Origin of the sequence: Citrobacter sp. wls718 (genome assembly GCF_005280945.1) — a bacterium.
In the GTDB taxonomy this organism is placed as follows: Bacteria; Pseudomonadota; Gammaproteobacteria; order Enterobacterales; family Enterobacteriaceae; genus Citrobacter; species Citrobacter gillenii.
The window spans coordinates 71,786-89,285 of sequence record NZ_SZWV01000022.1 but is presented as its reverse complement, the minus strand read 5'-3'; the positions used below and the strand labels follow the sequence as shown (position 1 = coordinate 89,285).

Annotated in this window: 20 protein-coding genes; all 20 read left to right on the top strand. The window is 53.0% G+C overall.

Going from position 1 to position 17,500, the window contains the following annotated elements; genetic code table 11:
- Positions 1 to 410: DnaT-like ssDNA-binding protein (locus FDW95_RS04940; protein ID WP_249358916.1), on the top strand; the 410-nt coding region annotated here is incomplete at its 5' end.
- A 1-nt stretch (position 411) separates the two neighbouring features.
- Complete coding sequence (locus FDW95_RS04935; RefSeq protein ID WP_115258220.1) at positions 412 to 765, top strand: hypothetical protein; 354 nt, start codon at positions 412 to 414, stop codon at positions 763 to 765.
- Positions 766 to 767: 2 nt separating this feature from the next.
- Positions 768 to 1,367: a hypothetical protein gene (locus tag FDW95_RS04930; protein ID WP_115258221.1), complete on the top strand. Its 600-nt coding sequence runs from the start codon at positions 768 to 770 to the stop codon at positions 1,365 to 1,367.
- 7 nt (positions 1,368 to 1,374) lie between these two features.
- Positions 1,375 to 1,803 carry a phage tail terminator-like protein gene (locus tag FDW95_RS04925; RefSeq protein WP_223952749.1) on the top strand — a complete coding sequence of 143 codons (429 nt, stop codon included), beginning with the start codon at positions 1,375 to 1,377 and terminating at the stop codon, positions 1,801 to 1,803.
- Between the two features lie 46 nt (positions 1,804 to 1,849).
- Entirely contained in the window at positions 1,850 to 2,782 is a 933-nt protein-coding gene (locus tag FDW95_RS04920; RefSeq protein ID WP_115258222.1) for a phage tail tube protein, read from the top strand.
- A gap of 216 nt (positions 2,783 to 2,998) precedes the next feature.
- On the top strand, positions 2,999 to 3,529 hold the full coding sequence (locus tag FDW95_RS04915) for a KilA-N domain-containing protein (protein WP_049040902.1): 531 nt from the start codon (positions 2,999 to 3,001) through the stop codon (positions 3,527 to 3,529).
- A 40-nt stretch (positions 3,530 to 3,569) separates the two neighbouring features.
- Positions 3,570 to 3,908 carry a phage tail assembly chaperone gene (locus FDW95_RS04910; protein ID WP_115258223.1) on the top strand — a complete coding sequence of 113 codons (339 nt, stop codon included), beginning with the start codon at positions 3,570 to 3,572 and terminating at the stop codon, positions 3,906 to 3,908.
- A gap of 17 nt (positions 3,909 to 3,925) precedes the next feature.
- A complete protein-coding gene (locus FDW95_RS04905) occupies positions 3,926 to 4,213 on the top strand; it encodes a DUF1799 domain-containing protein (protein ID WP_115258224.1) in 288 nt (95 codons plus the stop codon).
- Positions 4,213 to 7,341, top strand: a complete 3,129-nt coding sequence (locus FDW95_RS04900; protein WP_115258225.1) for a phage tail tape measure protein — start codon at positions 4,213 to 4,215, stop codon at positions 7,339 to 7,341. Before FDW95_RS04905 ends, FDW95_RS04900 begins: the two co-directional genes overlap by 1 nt.
- The gene (locus tag FDW95_RS04895; RefSeq protein ID WP_016156676.1) at positions 7,341 to 7,565 is read left to right on the top strand and encodes a hypothetical protein; all 225 of its coding nucleotides are present in this window, start codon (positions 7,341 to 7,343) and stop codon (positions 7,563 to 7,565) included. Before FDW95_RS04900 ends, FDW95_RS04895 begins: the two co-directional genes overlap by 1 nt.
- A gap of 63 nt (positions 7,566 to 7,628) precedes the next feature.
- Entirely contained in the window at positions 7,629 to 7,988 is a 360-nt protein-coding gene (locus FDW95_RS04890; protein WP_226988862.1) for a hypothetical protein, read from the top strand.
- A 406-nt stretch (positions 7,989 to 8,394) separates the two neighbouring features.
- Positions 8,395 to 8,967, top strand: a complete 573-nt coding sequence (locus FDW95_RS04885) for a Panacea domain-containing protein (protein WP_048997979.1) — start codon at positions 8,395 to 8,397, stop codon at positions 8,965 to 8,967.
- Between the two features lie 170 nt (positions 8,968 to 9,137).
- Positions 9,138 to 9,416, top strand: coding sequence for a hypothetical protein (locus FDW95_RS23480; RefSeq protein ID WP_226988861.1), 279 nt, complete (start codon positions 9,138 to 9,140; stop codon positions 9,414 to 9,416).
- An 83-nt stretch (positions 9,417 to 9,499) separates the two neighbouring features.
- The gene (locus FDW95_RS04875; RefSeq protein WP_115258226.1) at positions 9,500 to 9,850 is read left to right on the top strand and encodes a phage tail protein; all 351 of its coding nucleotides are present in this window, start codon (positions 9,500 to 9,502) and stop codon (positions 9,848 to 9,850) included.
- Positions 9,851 to 9,858: 8 nt separating this feature from the next.
- Positions 9,859 to 10,632, top strand: a complete 774-nt coding sequence (locus tag FDW95_RS04870; protein WP_115258227.1) for a phage minor tail protein L — start codon at positions 9,859 to 9,861, stop codon at positions 10,630 to 10,632.
- A 12-nt stretch (positions 10,633 to 10,644) separates the two neighbouring features.
- Entirely contained in the window at positions 10,645 to 11,376 is a 732-nt protein-coding gene (locus FDW95_RS04865; protein WP_115258228.1) for a C40 family peptidase, read from the top strand.
- Positions 11,364 to 11,957, top strand: coding sequence for a tail assembly protein (locus tag FDW95_RS04860; RefSeq protein WP_115258229.1), 594 nt, complete (start codon positions 11,364 to 11,366; stop codon positions 11,955 to 11,957). Before FDW95_RS04865 ends, FDW95_RS04860 begins: the two co-directional genes overlap by 13 nt.
- A gap of 55 nt (positions 11,958 to 12,012) precedes the next feature.
- Positions 12,013 to 15,243, top strand: coding sequence for a DUF1983 domain-containing protein (locus FDW95_RS04855; protein ID WP_115258230.1), 3,231 nt, complete (start codon positions 12,013 to 12,015; stop codon positions 15,241 to 15,243).
- On the top strand, positions 15,243 to 16,187 hold the full coding sequence (locus tag FDW95_RS04850) for a DUF6453 family protein (protein WP_115258231.1): 945 nt from the start codon (positions 15,243 to 15,245) through the stop codon (positions 16,185 to 16,187). Before FDW95_RS04855 ends, FDW95_RS04850 begins: the two co-directional genes overlap by 1 nt.
- A gap of 9 nt (positions 16,188 to 16,196) precedes the next feature.
- Positions 16,197 to 17,500, top strand: a 1,304-nt coding sequence (locus FDW95_RS04845; protein ID WP_137363429.1) for a phage tail protein, incomplete at its 3' end; no start/stop codon positions are given.

Below are 17,500 nucleotides of genomic sequence, written 5' to 3'. Positions count from 1 at the left end.
CGGGGCGCGGATATACCGTGCCTGCCGATGATGGCGAGTGTGGGCAGATGCTGATACAGGCGATGGATTATCTGGAGGGTAAGTCTTGGCGCGGGCAGCGCAGCGTTGCTTCACAGCCTCTATCCTGGCCTCGCACTGGCGTTCGTTTCGATGGTGTTGACCTGCCGGATGATGCTATCCCGCAGCGTCTGATTGATGCTCAATGTCGTCTGGCCGTCGAATCACAGGAGATTGACCTTACGCCTTCGGTTGCTGGTGGTGGGGCAGTGACGATGGAGCGCGTCGAGGGTGCAGTAACTGTTCAGTACGAGGCGGGTACCAACAAGGCTGCACCGTCGTTCCCCTGGTTCTATTCCTCGCTGCGTGGGCTGGTGGTCGGCGGCAATCAGATCCGTATCGAAAGGGGCTGAGATGGCAATTAACTATCTGCGCGTGCGGGCGACCGCAACCAGGTTACTGACCGAGAACGGAAGGGCCTACCAACTGACCCGCGGCGGCGGCACTGTCCGCGACCAGTTCGGGAAAGAGGTCGCCACCCCGGCAACAACCTTGACCGTCACTGGGGTTATCACTGAGTACTCCGCTCGCGAAATTGATGGTTCCCTGATTGCTACCGGCGATAAGAAGCTTGCAGCGACGTTCGAGACAGAGGTGCGTATCGGCGATCACATCGAGATCGACGGCAAGAAGTGGCGCGTGGTGCAGCCGAACCCGGTTAAGCCCGCTGATGTGCTTATCTCCTACAACATCCAGCTGAGGGCGTAACCATGGCCAGCACAGCTAATCAGCCGTTCTTGGTTGCCATTCAGTTGTTTGTCGATAGCTCTAAGCAGGAGATGGACGAGGTAGTGCGCCGGACGAGTATCAAAATTCTGGCGCAGCTCGTTGATATGTCCCCGGTAGGCCAGCCAGATATCTGGGAGGTAAACCAGACGGCAACTTCATACAACACCGCTGTGCGGGAGCATAACGCGTCCTTGCGCGATGATCCGGCTAACCTGACCAAATCAGGGCGTCTTAAGCGCGGCCTGCGCGTCAACGACTCGATGGACATCAAAAAACCAGAGGGGTACGTCGGCGGGCGCTTCAAAAACAACTGGTACGTCGGCCTCGACAGCCAGCCCACAGAGACGAACGATATCCCAGATGCTTCCGGGCAGGGTTCCAACTCCCGCGGGTTGGCGGTGCTCGAAGTGTTCCGGGTGGGGCAGGTGAACTCGATTTACTTTACCAATAACCTGCCATATGCCCAGGCGCTGGAGAATGGTCATTCGAATCAGGCGCCCGGCGGCATGGTCGGGCTGACCGCACTGGATGCTGCGCAATATTTCCGAGAGGCAATGAGCGAGGTACGCAATGGTCGGTGATCAGTCCATGCGAATAGCTGACCTGCTGGAGAGCCGGGTAGCCATAATCTCGGCCTCTCTCGGCTTGCCGATCGCCTGGCCGAATATCGTATTCGATCCACCGGATGCGCCATTCGCCCGTGTTTATGTTTTACCTGCACAAACTGTAGGTCAGGACATCGAAGGTTTGATGCGTACCTATCAGGGGATATTGCAGGTAAACATCATTACTCCCGCAGGCTCAGGCGTGAGCCATGCGAGAGGGCTGGCCCAGTCGGTGGCAGATGCATTCCCTGAAGGACTGCCGCTGGTGGACGGTGAACTGACGGTTTACATCAACGGGCCGCCGCAGGTGAGACAACCCATCCAGGACCGGCCAACCTCGGCGCCCAACGGGTCCAGTGGCTCCATAACCTACACCATTCCCGTCAGCATGCAGTACCGCGCTGACTACTGACCCGCCAGATGGCGGGTTTTTTATTACCTAAATTCAGGAGAGTGCTATGGCATTCGCAATCCCTAACGGGTCGCGTGTTAACGTGGCCAAGGCGTATCTTGCGCCGATTGTCTTCACTGCGGCATCCAATGCGACGGAATGCGAACTGACCGTTGCCTCTGCGGCTGGCATCCTCGCGGGCGATGTTGTTCAGGTTAATTCAGGATGGCTGAAGCTTGACAACATGGTGGTGCGTGTCAAGTCAGTAACCGGTACGAAAATCGTGCTGGAAGCGTTTGATACCACCGATACCAAGAAATTCCCGGCGGGCACCGGCGCAGGCACGCTGCGTAAAATCGATTCGTGGATCACCATGCCGCAGGTCATGACGCTGTCCACTGAAGGCGGCGATCAGCAGACTATCAGTGTCCAGTTCCTGGAGGATGATAAGGCCCGTACCATCCCGACTTTCAAAAACGCGGTGGTACAGGTCTACACCTTCGCGCATGACCCGCAGTTGGCGATTTATAAACGTCTCATCGACCTGGATGACTCCAGCGACACCACGGCGATCTGGTTCCATAATCCGCGCGGCAAAGCAGATCGTTATTACTCCGCCAAAGTATCGTTCCAGCGTGTACCACGTACTGAAATCAACGCTGTTGAAAGTAATGAAGCGCGCATGAACTTCGAATCAGATATGCAGATTTACCCGATCGCTGACTCCTCCGCTACACCTCTGGCGTTCCTGACTGACCTGCCAGCAACCAAGTCTGTTGCTGCTAATGCAGCTCTGGATCTGTCGGTGGTCATGCAGGGTGGTTCCGCGCCGTACACCTATGTGTGGAAGAAAGACGGCACAGCCATTCCGGGCAAAACCGCATCCACGCTCAACATTCCGTCCGCTCAGTCTTCTGATGCTGGGGTGTATACCTGTGAAGTTACCGACGCCGCAGGCAAGACCCTAACGTCGGCGGCATGCACCGTTACTGTCAGCTAACCAATCAGGCCCGGTTCGCCGGGCTTTATTTCGCAATGAGTACCGCTGGCGAATTTTCTGTATTCGCATTACCCATCTTTTCAAACTGCGCCTTCACACGCGCTCTCTAACCAAGAACCTTTCAGAAAGCGTTCCTGAGAACTGCCGTTAGTGCCGGTGGGCCTCTTGGGGCGGCTTTTCTGTGTGAACAGGTTCGCTTTTTAAAAGGTACACACCATGAATCACCCAACCGTCTCAGTGAATGGGGTCTCCGTCCGCGTTGATGACGAAGGCCGGTACAGTCTTAACGATCTTCATGCGGCAGCGGTAGCTAACGGAGAGGCTACTGAGTCACAAAGGCCCAGCGTCTTCCTGCGTAGCGCGCAGATCAAACGCTTCGTTAAAGCGCTAAAATCCAAAGCACTAAAAAGTGCTTCGGAACAAAATCAACCACTTAAGGTTATAAAAGGCGGTGATCAAAGTGGTGCATGGGGTATTGAGCTTCTGGCAATCCGCTATGCCGCCTGGATAAAACCAGAGTTTGAGATTGAAGTGTACGAAGTATTTAGAACAGTGGTGCGTCTGGGTATTAGTGCCATGTCGCGCCTGAACAAAATCGACCACATCATCAACACTGAAACCAAAGCAATTAGCCAGTGTGCAAGTCAGATGGCTAAGTGGGGTATTGGTGGGCGCAAACAACTCCTGCATTCAGTCCGGGAGCGTGCTGCTGACGAAGTCCAGATGTATCTGCCCGGCATTAACTAATACCCGCTCCGGCGGGTTTCTTTTTTTCTAAGGAACCGAAATGACCCAATTCTCCCTGATCCCAAACCCAACCTTCTCCGCAACTGCCAGCATCCCGCGCGCCGGTACCGAAGACGGCAAGCTTACATTCACCTTCCGCCATAAGACGCTGGAAGAGCTGCGCGCGATGGACGAGAAACTGCAAAAGGATGCAGCAAGCAAGAAAGCTGCTATTGAGCCGCAGGCCGATTACCTGATGGAAATCGTCGATAGCTGGGCGCTGCCGGATGAATTCACCCGCGATAACGTGATCGTCTTGCTTAAGAACTACCCGCGCGCGTTCGACAGTATTGGCCTGGCTTATACCAAAGAGTTGATGGGCATCCGCGAAAAAAACTGAGACAGGTCGCCGCAGCGATGTATACGCCGGGACCGACACTCGCGGAGTTGAACGCTTTTGGTTTAACGCCTGAGGACGTGGAGGAAGATGTGGGGATCCTGCCGTCGGTATGGAAAGCTTTCACCATTTTCTCCACGCTGGCGACCCAGTGGCGAGTCGGCGCGAGCGGGGCGACCGGCCTTGATTACAACGTTCTCCCCTGGATGTTCGAGTTACATGGGGTTGAGGATGCGGCGGCCTGCATGGCTGACCTTCAAATTATGGAAAGCGAGGCTCTCAAAGTAATGCATAAGGAGACGAAGTAATGACTGACCAGATCGCCTCGATTACTTTGCGGGCCGATGTTTCTGACCTGAAAACAGCCAGCAACGAACTGGATAAACTCGGCCAGGCGGCAGCTGGTGCTGTCGACAAAGCTGATGACCTTAATAGTGTATTCCGTGCTGGTGCTGAGTCTGCGAAACAGGGCACTGAAGGTATTAAGGAACAGCAGACCGCGCTGAAGGGGCTGCTGGAGAATATCGATCCAGTTAACAAGGCGCTGAACCGGCTGGATGAACAACAGGCAGCGCTGCGTAACTTCCAGACCAAAGGTTTCCTGGATACTGATGATTTTCAGCATTACAACAAAATCCTGGACGATACCCGCCTTAAGTTGACGGATACCGGTGAAGCTGCAGCGAAGGCTCAGGCTGCACTGGCAGCCACCCAGGCGGCAGAGAAGCAATCAGCCGCGCTGAAGAACCTGCTGGGCTCCATCGATCCGACGATTCGCGCATTCAACTCACTGGATGAGCAGCATGCTCAGCTGGTGGCGCACTTCGAAGCTGGCCGCATTAACGGCGAGCAGTTCGAGCATTTCAATACCATCCTCAACCAGACGCGTGAACGGCTCTCAGGTGTAGCCGACGTGCTGCCTGAGGCGCTATCCCGACAGGAAGCCGCCGCACGCCGTGCAGGTATTTCCGTTGGACAGTACAGCGCTGCGCTGCGTACGCTCCCGGCCCAGATCACTGATATCGCAACCCAGCTGGCTGGTGGACAGTCTCCGTTCCTGATCCTGCTCCAGCAGGGCGGGCAGATTAAAGACCAGTTTGGCGGGGTGGGTGGCGCAATTTCCGGTGTCGGTACTTATTTGCGTGGGCTGCTTGGTTTGCTCAATCCTGTCACCATCGGCATTGGTGCTTTGGTTGTTGGAGCTGGTGCGCTGGCGACCGCTTGGTATCAAGGAGCGCAGGAGGCGACCGAGTTTAACAAGCAGCTTATCCTGACCGGTAATTACTCGGCACAGTCAGCGGTCCAACTCTCTGACATGGCGCAGAAGATTGGTGGTTCAAGCGGCAGGGTTGCGGAAGCGGCGCGTACGCTGTCTCAGGTTGTTGGCGCTGGCACATTTAAAACCGACCAACTCGAAGCTGTAACCCGCGCCGCCATGGCTATGCAGGATGCGACCGGTCAGTCAGTTGATGCCACAATTAAGAACTTCCAGAAGCTTTACGATAGCCCGACTAAAGCGTCGGAAGATCTGAACTCAACGCTTCACTTCCTCACCTCGGCGCAGTATGACTACATTGCGTCACTGGAACGGCGTGGAGATAAAGAGGGGGCAGCGGCGGCGGCGGCCAAGGCATACGGCGATGCCGAGCAAAAACGAAGTCAGCAGATCCTCGATAACATGGGGTTGATTGAACGTGCCGCAGCGAGTGTAAGTAAGGCCCTCAAAGGGATGTGGGACGAACTGCTCAACGTTGGTAGGCCGGATGCGCCAAATGACATGCTGCGCAAAATGCAGGATGAGCTTTCTGAAAAGCAGAAATCTCTTCTTCCTGAGCGCCAGCGAATGGGATACGGGTACAGCTATGATACTAGCAGTAGTGATCAGGAATATGATGCCCGCCGCAAGGCGCAACTTGCTGCTATTGATGCACTTAAATCTCAAATAGCACCACTGCAGCAAGCGGCTCAGCTACAAAATGATATCAGCGCTTCGATAAAGCAGGGGGCTGACGTCGACAATAAGAGAACGGATGCTCTTATTTACCAGAACCGCATCCTTGAGCAGTCCATGACATGGCAGGAGAAGCGCAGTCGTGCGCTATCTGAGTTGTGGAAAAATGTTGCTATAGCGCCTGATAAGTGGAGCGATCAGCAGCGGCAGCAGGCTGTGGATGCCATTAATAAACAGTTTCATCCGGACAAAACTCCCAAAACTCCAGCCGTTAAGGTTTCAGCAGGTGATCGCTCCACCGATACCTACAATGCTGAGACTCTAGCTCTGCAAGCTCAGCTCAAAACGCTGCAGGAACATCGTGACATCAACGATGTAATCAGCCAGCAGCGTAAGCAGCAGTGGGAGTTAATCTCAAAAATTACCATCCTCGAGTCCACCGCTAACGATCCGAAAGGGCGTGCATTAACACTCGATGAAAAATCGTTGTTGGCGAACAAAGATAAGCTGCTAGCCCAGGCAGATATCAATGCCGGACTGGGTGATCAGATTGCGAAGCAGCAGAAGCTGAACTCTCTGGCTGACCAGGCGACTAAGTTCGCACAGCAGCAGTCTGCTAAGCAGGCGGAAATTGCTGCGGCAGCCAGAGGCTTGTCCACTAGAGAGGCCGAAAGGGAAGCGACGCGCCAGCGCCTGACTGAATCCTATGCCTTTAACCCAGATGCTCAGAAAAAGGTTCTCGCAGAGCAGGAGGAGACATACCGGAAAGAAGATGAGCTTCGCAGCGACTGGCAGGCTGGCGCAAAGCGTGGTTGGGCCGATTATGCCGACTCAGCAACAAACACGTTTGAAGCAATGCGAAATGTGGCTGGTTCTACGTTTAGTGGCCTATCCGACATGCTGACAGACTTGGTTACGACCGGCACAGCAAGTTTCAAAGACTTCACCAAGTCCATGTTGAAGATGATTGTGCAGGTAACAAATCAGTTGCTTGTGGCTTATGCGGTGCAGGCGGCAATGGGTTGGATTAGTGGCAGTGCAGGAGGCGGATCCACTCCGGGCGGAGCTTATGCTAATGCCGCAGCCGGGGTTGGTTTTGACTCAGGTGGATATACTGGATCGGGTGGTAAATACGAACCAGCAGGCATTGTCCACAAGGATGAATTTGTATTCACTAAAGAAGCCACCAGACGGATCGGGGTGGACAATTTGTATCGCCTGATGAACAACGGTAATTTGGGGCGTTACGCTACTGGCGGGCTTGTTGGTGGAAATCAGTCAGGAGCGACCGCCGCAGGTGTGCCAATCATCAGTGTCAGCTTTGGTGATATCAATATCGGTTCAGGTGGGCAAGCCAATACGGGCGGCTCAGCAAATGCTGCGGCGATTGGTAAGCAACTTAACGACGCGATGGTCGAGACCATCAATACTCAAGTAAGAAAACCAGGCACTCCGCTCTGGAGCGCCGTAAGAGGAAAATATTAATGAAAATTGCCGAAATACAGGTTCATGATGTTATTTGGTACGACAATTTTAATGGAAAGGAAATCAGCGCTAGCGTGACGTTTTATGGCCCAGACGATAGCACTCGCATTATCAGCGTCCCCGTTAGCCTGCCCCATCAGCTAGATCTAACCATCCGACAGGTTGAAGAGCTTGCGATTACGACAGCCAAAGAAAAGCTAAAACTGATCGCTAATAGCATCTGATCGTTACATTCTGACATCCCCCTGGTTATCATGCGTTAAACCATGCTAATCAAGGGGATGATAGTGAAAAAATTGCTATTGGTGGGGATTGCTTGTTTGCCACTTACCGGGTGCTTTGGAGAATACAGTGAAGCCATAAATTATGGGGAGTCACAAATCAAGCAGTCATTGAAAGATCCAGATAGCGCAAAATTCAACGATGTATGGTTTTCACCAGATGCGAATAATGGCAAGCCTAAAATCAGTGGGTATGTCTGTGGCCGGGTTAATGCAAAAAATGCATTCGGTGGGTATGTCGGAGAGGCTCCGTTCTTTATTTATGTGGGTCAGATTGACTCTGATTTTTTCAGTGGGGCCCCAGGAATTATCCAAAGCGATGACGAAAAATCCATGAAAAGATTTGAACAATTTTGCAAGAGATAGCTCACGCCAACACCAAGCCTCGCTAACGCGGGGCTTTTTGTTAATGCAGGAATGAAGCGATATGGTTAAAATCTAAGCGCTACATTAAGAGGGCGCGAGATATTACAGCAATCTTTTGGGAAATGCATTGTAAGCAGGCCATGTTTTTGTGCAAAAAGTGCTATTTATTCGCATTGGTACAGATTGGAACGCATTGGAACGCATTGCAACTTTGCACGATCATGTTGTGATTCTGCAATTACCTTAGAGGTAATTTCGGCAAACATGACGCTAACTTGCAAAATGGTCATCGCGATCATCGTCGAACGTGGGGCTATCTTGACGAAATGAAGATTGCTTAAAAGTTATAGCTGGCTATAAAATCGTTGTAGAGATGTACTTTCATTATTGATTTAGAGGTTCAACTATGTTTTGCGAAGAAAAAGTAGCTCAGATGGCTGCTTACCTGCTACTAAAACGTGGCGGGCGCATGGCATATCTGAAGCTAATGAAATTGCTATACTTGGCAAACCGTCAATCAATGATCATGTATGGGCGCATGATGGGTGAAGATCGCCTTTACTCTATGCCTCATGGTCCCGTGATGTCGACCACGTTAGATTTGATTCGTGGTAGGGCAGATATTGACGGCGAATACTGGTATCGTCTGATAAATACGGCTGGGCACGATGTATGTCTGAGTGCAGATCCCCGTGAAATGGATGTCGATGAGGTGTTCGATGAATTGAGCCGGGCTGATGTACGTATTCTTGATGAAATTTATGCACAGTATGGTCACATGAACAGATATGAACTGCGTGACATGACCCACCTGCGTGAGGTATGTCCGGAATGGCACGATCCTAACGGTTCGAGAGCCCCAATTGATGTTCGTGAGATCTTTTTGAATGCAGGGAAGACTCCTGAAGAAGCTGAAAATATTCTCAGGAGCATGCGCGAATCACAAGAGCTTAAGGAATTTTCTTCTCAATTGTCATGAGTACATTTCAACCTTATAGAAAAGGAACAGTCTTAGCTCCGAGTGGACCATGCAATCATCTCCATGTGATTTGCAACGATCCTGTTTATTACCCAATAAATGACTGTTACTGCATTTTGGTTGTGAATGTCTCTAGTATTAAGCCGGGTGTCCCTCACGATGATGCTTGCGTGCTTAACCCTGGCGACCATCGATTTATTCAGCATCCGAGTTATGTTGTTTATGCTGAGGCCGTTATCTGGCGTGTCGATAATGTTGAAAGGAAACAAGCTGCTGGTGAGATAACGGCACATGACGATATGTCTGAGGTTTCCTTTGAGCGAGTCCTTTCAGGCTTCGACATTTCTGAACAAGCCAAGCCAAAGCACATCAGGTTTAAAGAAAGGTATTGCTCTAACAACGAGTTAGTGGATCAACCTCAACCATCAGATGATATGACCGGCACATAACACAAATCCGCTTTTTGCAGGTTTGGTATATTGGATATAAAAATACAAACACCCGCTTCGGCGGGTTTTTTTATGGAGTAAATATGGCAGTTGCAACCTACAACTGGCATTCGCAGCTCGGCGCGGGTGCTGTCGAATACAGTCAAACGATACGGTCTGCGCAGTTCGGGGACGGTTACGAACAGGTGGCCGAGAACGGCATTAACTCAACTGCTATTCAGGTACCGATGAAGCATGTGGGCGCTGATTCTGAAGTGAATACCGTTCGGGACTTTCTCCTGGCGCATACCGTTAAGGCTTTCATCATCACGCCGCCGGGCGAAGAGAAAGGACTGTACCGCGTTGTCGCCGACTCCGTGCGCAAAAACCAGATTAGCAGCAAATTCGCTGAGCTTACATTCACGATTAAGCGCGCCTATGGCGTCTATGCCTGAGGTGGAGCATGACAGCACTGATTGATACAGCTGCGAAGCTGGCACCGGGTGGCAGGGTCCGCCTGGTTGAAGTAGACGCTTCAGAGTTCAGTGGTGGTATCCATCGCTTTCATTACGCACCATTCCCCCATACACCAACCGAAGTTGACGCAGCGAACGGTGACGAGTCAAAGTTGGGGCCGAAGCCAATTATCTGGGGCGGGAAGACCTTCGATTTCTGGCCATTCCAGATTTCTGATCTCGCACTCTCAACCGACCAGGCAGCAGAGCCTAAGCTTAGCGTATCTAACCTCGATGGGCATATCACAGCACTCTGCCTACAGTTCAAGGACATGGTGAATGCTAAGGTCAGCATTATCGACACCTACGCCATCTATCTGGATGCGGTGAACTTTCCGGGCGGCGTTAACCCAACGGCGGATCCGACAGCGTTCTCTTTGCAAACCTTCTGGCTGGATACCAAAACCTCAGAAGATGATGAGGTGGTGTCGTGGTCTCTTAGCAGCCCGGCGGATTTGCAGAATCTGGTTATTCCCACCCGGCAGATCACATCACTCTGTGAGTGGGCTTTGCGCGGGCAATACCGCAGCGGTGATGGCTGTACCTACAATGGCACGGCGTATTTCGATGCGAAAGGTAATGTAGTCACTGACCCTGCATTGGATGTATGCGGTGGTTGTCTGAGCGATTGTCGTAAGCGGTTTGGTGCTGGCCTGGCTGAGCCCAATACCGCAATTCTCGATTTCGGCGGCTATCCAGCAACCGTGCTTTTCTCTCGATAACCGGACATCTAAATGAATAAAACGATTATGAAGGCGATCCGAGCGCATGCGCTGGAGGAATCCCCGCACGAGTGCTGCGGTCTCATCATTCAGTCGGGGCGGCGCCAGCGTTATATCCCGGTTCCGAACAGCCACGAAAACCCGACAGAGCATTTCCGTATCGATGGTGAACACTGGGCGAATGCTGAAGATGCCGGCACGATTATCCGCGTCATCCACTCACATCCGGGTGACGGCTCGCGGCCTATCCCGTCCGACCTCGATCGCCAGCAGTGCAACAACTCCGGTGTGGTGTGGGGCATCTACGCCCCGGACTGCGATGAGTATGCTGAAATCACGCCGGATGCGATACCGCTGATTGGCCGCCCGTTCATTCTTGGCTCTCACGACTGCTGGGGGTTAGTTATGGACTGGCATGCTACTCAAGGTGTGAAGCTGACCGACTACCGCGTTGATTACCCGTGGTGGGAAAGTCAGTATCCGGACAACCTCTATTTCGATAATTGGGAGAGAGAGGGATTTGTTGAATGCGATCCGGCCCCCGGGTGCATGGTCATCATGCAGGTCGAATCTGGTAAGTGGAACCACGCGGGAGTTATCACCGAGGAGGGCGAGCTGTTGCACCACCTGTACGGCCAGCCATCCTGCGTCACGCCGTATGCCCGCGGCTACTTCAAAGACCGGACGATGATCTGCGTCCGCCACAAAGACCTGTCAGAGGAGATTAAACCATGGCGCGGCTAACCACTATTCGTCTGTATGGCACACTCGGCGCACGATTCGGCCGCGTGCATCAGCTGGCAGTACAAACGTCAGCGGAAGCGGTGAAAGCCTTGTGCATTAATTTCGATGGGCTGGAACAATATCTCTATGACGCCAAGAAAAACGGCATGACGTTCGCAGTGTTCCGAGGCAAACGCAATATCGGCGTGCAGGATTACCGGGAACTGGGCGGCGGTAGTGATATCCGCATCGCGCCGATAATGGAGGGAGCGAAAAAGGCCGGGCTATTCCAGACCATACTCGGAGCCGTGATGGTAGTAGCAGGTATCGCAATCTCTTATTTTAGCTCGGGCACCTTGGCTACGTTTGGGGCGAGTCTTGCTGCTGGTGGTGTAGGAATGATGGCGGGAGGTGTCTTCCAGATGCTTTCCCCCCAACCCAAAGGCCTGCAGGGTCGCGACGATCCCGATAACAAACCCTCCTACGCCTTTGGCGGCTCAGTGAATACCCTGGCGATGGGCAACCCGGTCGCGCTGCTATATGGCGAACGTGAGATTGGCGGCGCCATTATCTCAGCGGGGATCGTCGCTGAGGACATCTGACAGTTTCTCACTCTTCAATTAGCACCCCTCCGGGTGCTTTTTTTATGGATGCAATATGGCAACGATTACTGGTGCAAAGGGTGGCAGCAGCATACAGCACACGCCCGTAGAACAGCCGGACTCGGCCCAGTCAATGGCGCGCTGCCGCATGCTGCTGGCGCTGGGTGAAGGGGAATTCGCTGGTGGGCTGGACGCCACTCGAATTTTTCTGGATGGCACGCCGCTGGGGAATGCTGACGGCTCAATGAACTTTGAGAACGTGACCTGGGATTTTCGCCCGGGCACCCAGACCCAGACGCCGATCCCCGGCTTTCCTGCCGTCGAGAATGAAACCAGCATCGGGGTTCCGCTGACGAAGGTTACGCCCTGGACGCGTGCGATCAGCAATACGCAGATTGACGCGCTGCTGGTGCGCATCGGCATTACCGGCCTGCAGCAGCAGGAGAATGACGGTGATATCGTCGGCACTACCGTCAGATACCACATCGATTTGTCCGTCGATGGCGGCGCATACGCAACGGTGCTGACTAAAACCGTGACGGAGAAACTCAGTTCACTGTACGAGCTGACCCACCGCATCAATCTCCCGAAGGCGAACAGCAGCTGGCAGATCCGTGTGGTGCGCGATACCGACGACAGCACCAGTCAGATGCTGCAGAACAAAACGCAGGTGCAGGCCATCACTGAGGTGATTGACGCCCGCCTGCGCTATCCGCATACCGCGCTGCTGTACGTATCGTTCAATGCCAAGTCGTTCAGTAATATCCCGAAGATTTCCTGTAAGCCGAAAGGGCGCGTAATCCGCATTCCGCAGAACTACGATCCGGTGGGTCGGGTCTATAACGGCACATGGGACGGCACATTCAAATGGGGCTGGACGAACAACCCGGCATGGATCTGGTTCGATGTGCTGACAGAACCACGCTTTGGCCTGGGGCGTCGCGTGTCGGCGGACATGCTCGACAAGTGGGAGTTGTATCGTATTGCCCAGCGTTGTGATCAGAAAGTGCCGGATGGCAAGGGAGGTAGCGGTACCGAGCCTCGTTTTATGTTTGACGTTTATATTCAGGCTCAGGCCGACGCCTGGCAGGTGATTAAGGACATTGCTGCCGGTTTTAACGGCATGACGTTCTGGGGCAACAACATGTTCAATGTTGTCTCTGATATGCCAGCGGACATATCTAAGCTGCAGATCCTCACCCGTGCTTCGGTAGTCGGCAAGCCAACATATTCCAGCGGCAGTGAAAAGAACCGCTATAGTTCAGCGTTGATTAACTTTAGCGATCCGGATAATCACTATCAGGACCGAACTACAGCAGTAATGTTTCCTGACCTGGTAAAACAGTTCAAATTTAAGCAGACACAACTCACTGCTATCGGATGCACGCGTGAAAGCGAGGCGCAACGCCGCGGAGGGTGGGCAGTCTACTCCAACTCGCTGGACCGCATTATCACTGTTCAGACGGGACTTGATGGCTTCGCTTATGTGCCGGGGACCGTATTTGCGTTTGCAGATGAGCGGCTATCTGGCCGTGTCTATGGTGGACGCGTTACTGAATACAACGCCGCACTGAAATCTGTAACTACCGACCGGGGCACAAGCGCATTAGCCGGCGATACGCTGATGATTCGTACTCAGGGCGGTACCGTTGAGAGCAGAACCATTCAGGCGGTTAACGGCCAGCAACTGATACTGGCAACTGCGTTTACCGCTGAACCACTGCCTAATGCCATTTTTGTTATCGATGCAGGCCAGTTGCGCCTCCAGTATTTCCGCGTAACCAATCTGACATTTAACGATGAAGAGAATACCTACAGTATCACTGGTGCAGAGTACAACGGGGCGAAATATGATGCCGTTGATAACAATGCCCGATTGGATACGCCGCCAGTCAGCCTGATACCGACAGGCCTGGTAGGGCAACCAAAAAACATCACGATTAGCAGCTATGATTCAGTCCGGCAGGGGCAGCGTATCGCCACACTGGTCGCAGGTTGGGATGCGCCACTGGATAAAAACGGGAAGCCGCAGGCAGATATCGTCGCTTATCAGACACAGTGGAAACGCGGTGATAATGAGTGGATCAATATCCCTGAAACGGGCCTGCGCAATATCGAGGTGCCTGGAATTTTCTCGGGCGATTATCTTGTGCGAGTGCGCGCCATTAACTCTGGAGGCGCGTCCAGTCTGTGGGCATCTTCTGTTCTGACGAATCTCACTGGGCGTACAGGGGATGTGCCGAAACCCGTTGGTCTGCGCACCACTGCCATCAACTGGGGGATTCAGGTTGACTGGTCATTCCCGGCAGATACTGGAGATACTCTCCAGACCGAGTTGCAGTATTCAGTTAATGGCAACGGGGATAACCCTCTGTTGCTTGCCGGAGTTCCGTATCCGCAACATACCTACACTCAACTTGGCTTAAAGGCTGGTGTTGAATTTTGGTATCGCGCTCGCCTGGTCGATCGTATTGGCAACCAGAGTGACTGGACCGACTGGGTTCGTGGCGAATCCAATGCGAATGCGGATGACTACCTGGGGGATATTGCTGATGACTTCCTGACATCTGCCGATGGCGATCGTCTGACGGGCGACATTGATACCAACCTTGAAGCCATTCTGCAGAACGCGCTGGCCAACCATGCAACCGTGGAACACCAGTGGGCGCAGTACGGCGAGGTACGCGCGGATATTCTGGTGGTTAAAACGACCATTGCGCAGGTCGATAAGGCCATGGCTGAAATGTCGACGCAGGTGCAGGCGCAGATTAAAGATGTAACCGCCTCGCTTGAGGATAAGCTCACAGCCACCGTTGACGCTACAAGTGCTACGGCCATTCATACCCTGAAAGTCGGAGTGCGCATCAACGATATTTTTTACGGTGCCGGAATGTCGATTGCGGTGCTGGCGGAGGCGGGTAAGCCGGTAGTCACTCGTGTCGGATTTAACGCCAATCAGTTCGTCCTGATGAGTGGCAGCGGTGATACGCAATATTCACCCTTTGCTGTTGTTAATGGTCAGGTATTTATCAGCGATGCGTTTATTCAGGATGGCAGCATTACCAATGCCAAGATTGGTAATTTTATCCAGTCGAATAACTTCGTTGCTGGTTCAGCAGGCTGGCGCATTGATAAAAATGGAAACGCTGAATTACATGGCAAACTTTACGCTGACAGTGGCCAGTTTGCATTTAACGGTACCAATAACACTGTCGTCATCAACGGGAATGGGCTGACCGTCAATTTATCTGGCGGTGGTCGGGTTGTCGTCGGGAGGTGGTCATAATGCCAGAAGGGATATTAATCGACTACAACGATGGCCGTCCGGTGATGGCGATTACTGCGGGGCTTCGTGCCCCGAGTTTTTGCACATCGTTCTCAGGCTGGTCATCCCAGTTCATGCAGTACCCTGTCAATACGCCACTCGTTCCTGGCTCACAGGCTATCGTGGTGCCAACTAACCCCATTTACATCTATTCCTTTGCTGAATTTGATGTGGCCATTATGACCAGCGTCACCAGAAACGGTGACTCAGGGGTCATTATCGGGGCTGAGACTATCGGCGGAAAAAGTCTTGTCCCCGACTGGTCTGGTTACGTCATGGAGCTGCTGCCTGCGGCGACGTATAACGAAGGGCTGTTTGTTTCAAACTCGACTGACTTCACCGCCATATCCAATCAGGCCGCTCTGATGACCTGCGCCTGGTCCGGACGCATTACGGTTAACGGCAGTGCTGCGCTTCCGGTGAGCGGTATTCCTTTTGGAAAATGGGATAACCCGAATGTGTCGGTGGGGTTTGATGGCGGCAATATCATCGTTCGCGATATTTCCTACACAGGGCGGGACGATGTGGGCGGAACGGCGACGATTGACCTGGTGATATTCAATCAGACAGCACCTGTCGGCGGCGACGGTATCACGATGACCAACGCCGCAGGCCAGGTGACGTTCTCCACGCTGAAACGCCCCTTTGTCTATGACCGACAAATCCAGATTACCGACGCATTCCAGGATATAGGCAGCGGGTTCTGCCAGATAGTCTATACCGGCGTTCAGGTACGAATGATTGGTGGATGGGGAAATATCAGAACAAAAGGCGTGGTCATGTCAGGCGGTAGCGTCAGGTCGGCCTACAACAAAGTGTTTGCGGACCGTAACTCCGGTTCATGGGATATGACCCGAAACAGAAATATCGCCATGCCCATTCTAATTCTTCCGAATATGTACTGAGGAAAAACTATGTCAGCAGGAACATTAACCCTGACGAATAACTCTGCTGCGGTCACTGGCAGCGGGACCGCGTTTACAACAGAGCTGGTGGCTGGAGATTTTATTGTTGCTAATGTCGGTGGCATTCCCTATACGCTCCCGGTTAAGTCCCTGGAAAGTGGTACAGCGTTGACGCTGGTCAGCAATTATACCGGGCCAACACAATCTGGCGCAGCCTGGTCTGCCGTACCCCGTGAAGTCCTCAATATGGTGACTGCCGCGATGGTGGTGCAGAACACAGAAGCCCTTCGCGGACTTAACTACGACAAACAGAACTGGCAGCAGCTATTCAGCGGGACAGGAACCATTACTGTCAGGCTCCCTGACGGTTCGACATACACTGGCCCGGCATGGGGCGGCATCACGAGCGCACTGAATGACAAAGCCGATAAATCTTCACTGGGTACAGCCGCGGGTAAAAATGTCGGGACTGCCACCGGTGATGTAGTAACCGCCGGAAGTGTGCAGGACGTCTACAAAACTGCAGTTCCCGCGACCGGATATACGGATATGGGGAATTATGGCCTTCTTAGTGATGTGTCGATGCATGGCGAAAGTGTTGCTAAATTGGCCAATTTGCATGTAAGCACAGCGGGCTGGACGCTAAGGTTTTCTGTCGGGGCGTATAATGCCGCTACTGGCAGCGCGCAAGATGCGGGGCATATTTTGATGACTACGGACGGCGGAACTTTTAACCGCCATTGGTATTTGCTCAATAATGGTATCCTGATTGGGCCGAACGGCACATTCTATTCAGAGGGGAACACCACCAAAGCGGCAGACGGCACGCTGAAAGCGGCATCACCCGTAGTCAGGTTGTTTTCTGACGGTCGTGCTGAAACAAACGCGGAGTCAGAGGGCTGTACGGTTACCCGCCTGTCGGTCGGCGAATACCTGATAAACGGCTGTACAGGTCTTAATGCTGATGCCGGGTGGGGAGGGTATGATGGTGGTTTTGATGTCCCCACAGACCGAAACAAGCAACCGCTTATCTGGCTGGATTATGAGGTAAATGCGGATGGTTCAGTCCTGGTGAAAACCTATCATCGGACCTACCCAACTGCACCAGTCTTTGCTCGTAATCTCATTGGGATTAAAAATGATGCTGGAGTAGTCGTCACTGAGACATTCATGGATGGTGACCCGATAGATATTCCTTCAGACCAGTTCGTTTCCGTACGCGTGGAAATGCCGGTAGACAGTATCTGGCACCAGAAACAGAAGGCGGAGCGGGAGGCGATGGAAAAAGCCGAACGTGGCGTCAGTGTTGATCG

Coding starts and splice junctions, on each gene's coding strand:
- FDW95_RS04935 (WP_115258220.1), top strand. CDS start 412: ATGGCAATTAACTATCTGCGCGTGCGGGCGACCGCAACCAGGTTACTG.
- FDW95_RS04930 (WP_115258221.1), top strand. CDS start 768: ATGGCCAGCACAGCTAATCAGCCGTTCTTGGTTGCCATTCAGTTGTTT.
- FDW95_RS04925 (WP_223952749.1), top strand. CDS start 1,375: ATGCGAATAGCTGACCTGCTGGAGAGCCGGGTAGCCATAATCTCGGCC.
- FDW95_RS04920 (WP_115258222.1), top strand. CDS start 1,850: ATGGCATTCGCAATCCCTAACGGGTCGCGTGTTAACGTGGCCAAGGCG.
- FDW95_RS04915 (WP_049040902.1), top strand. CDS start 2,999: ATGAATCACCCAACCGTCTCAGTGAATGGGGTCTCCGTCCGCGTTGAT.
- FDW95_RS04910 (WP_115258223.1), top strand. CDS start 3,570: ATGACCCAATTCTCCCTGATCCCAAACCCAACCTTCTCCGCAACTGCC.
- FDW95_RS04905 (WP_115258224.1), top strand. CDS start 3,926: ATGTATACGCCGGGACCGACACTCGCGGAGTTGAACGCTTTTGGTTTA.
- FDW95_RS04900 (WP_115258225.1), top strand. CDS start 4,213: ATGACTGACCAGATCGCCTCGATTACTTTGCGGGCCGATGTTTCTGAC.
- FDW95_RS04895 (WP_016156676.1), top strand. CDS start 7,341: ATGAAAATTGCCGAAATACAGGTTCATGATGTTATTTGGTACGACAAT.
- FDW95_RS04885 (WP_048997979.1), top strand. CDS start 8,395: ATGTTTTGCGAAGAAAAAGTAGCTCAGATGGCTGCTTACCTGCTACTA.
- FDW95_RS04875 (WP_115258226.1), top strand. CDS start 9,500: ATGGCAGTTGCAACCTACAACTGGCATTCGCAGCTCGGCGCGGGTGCT.
- FDW95_RS04870 (WP_115258227.1), top strand. CDS start 9,859: ATGACAGCACTGATTGATACAGCTGCGAAGCTGGCACCGGGTGGCAGG.
- FDW95_RS04865 (WP_115258228.1), top strand. CDS start 10,645: ATGAATAAAACGATTATGAAGGCGATCCGAGCGCATGCGCTGGAGGAA.
- FDW95_RS04860 (WP_115258229.1), top strand. CDS start 11,364: ATGGCGCGGCTAACCACTATTCGTCTGTATGGCACACTCGGCGCACGA.
- FDW95_RS04855 (WP_115258230.1), top strand. CDS start 12,013: ATGGCAACGATTACTGGTGCAAAGGGTGGCAGCAGCATACAGCACACG.
- FDW95_RS04850 (WP_115258231.1), top strand. CDS start 15,243: ATGCCAGAAGGGATATTAATCGACTACAACGATGGCCGTCCGGTGATG.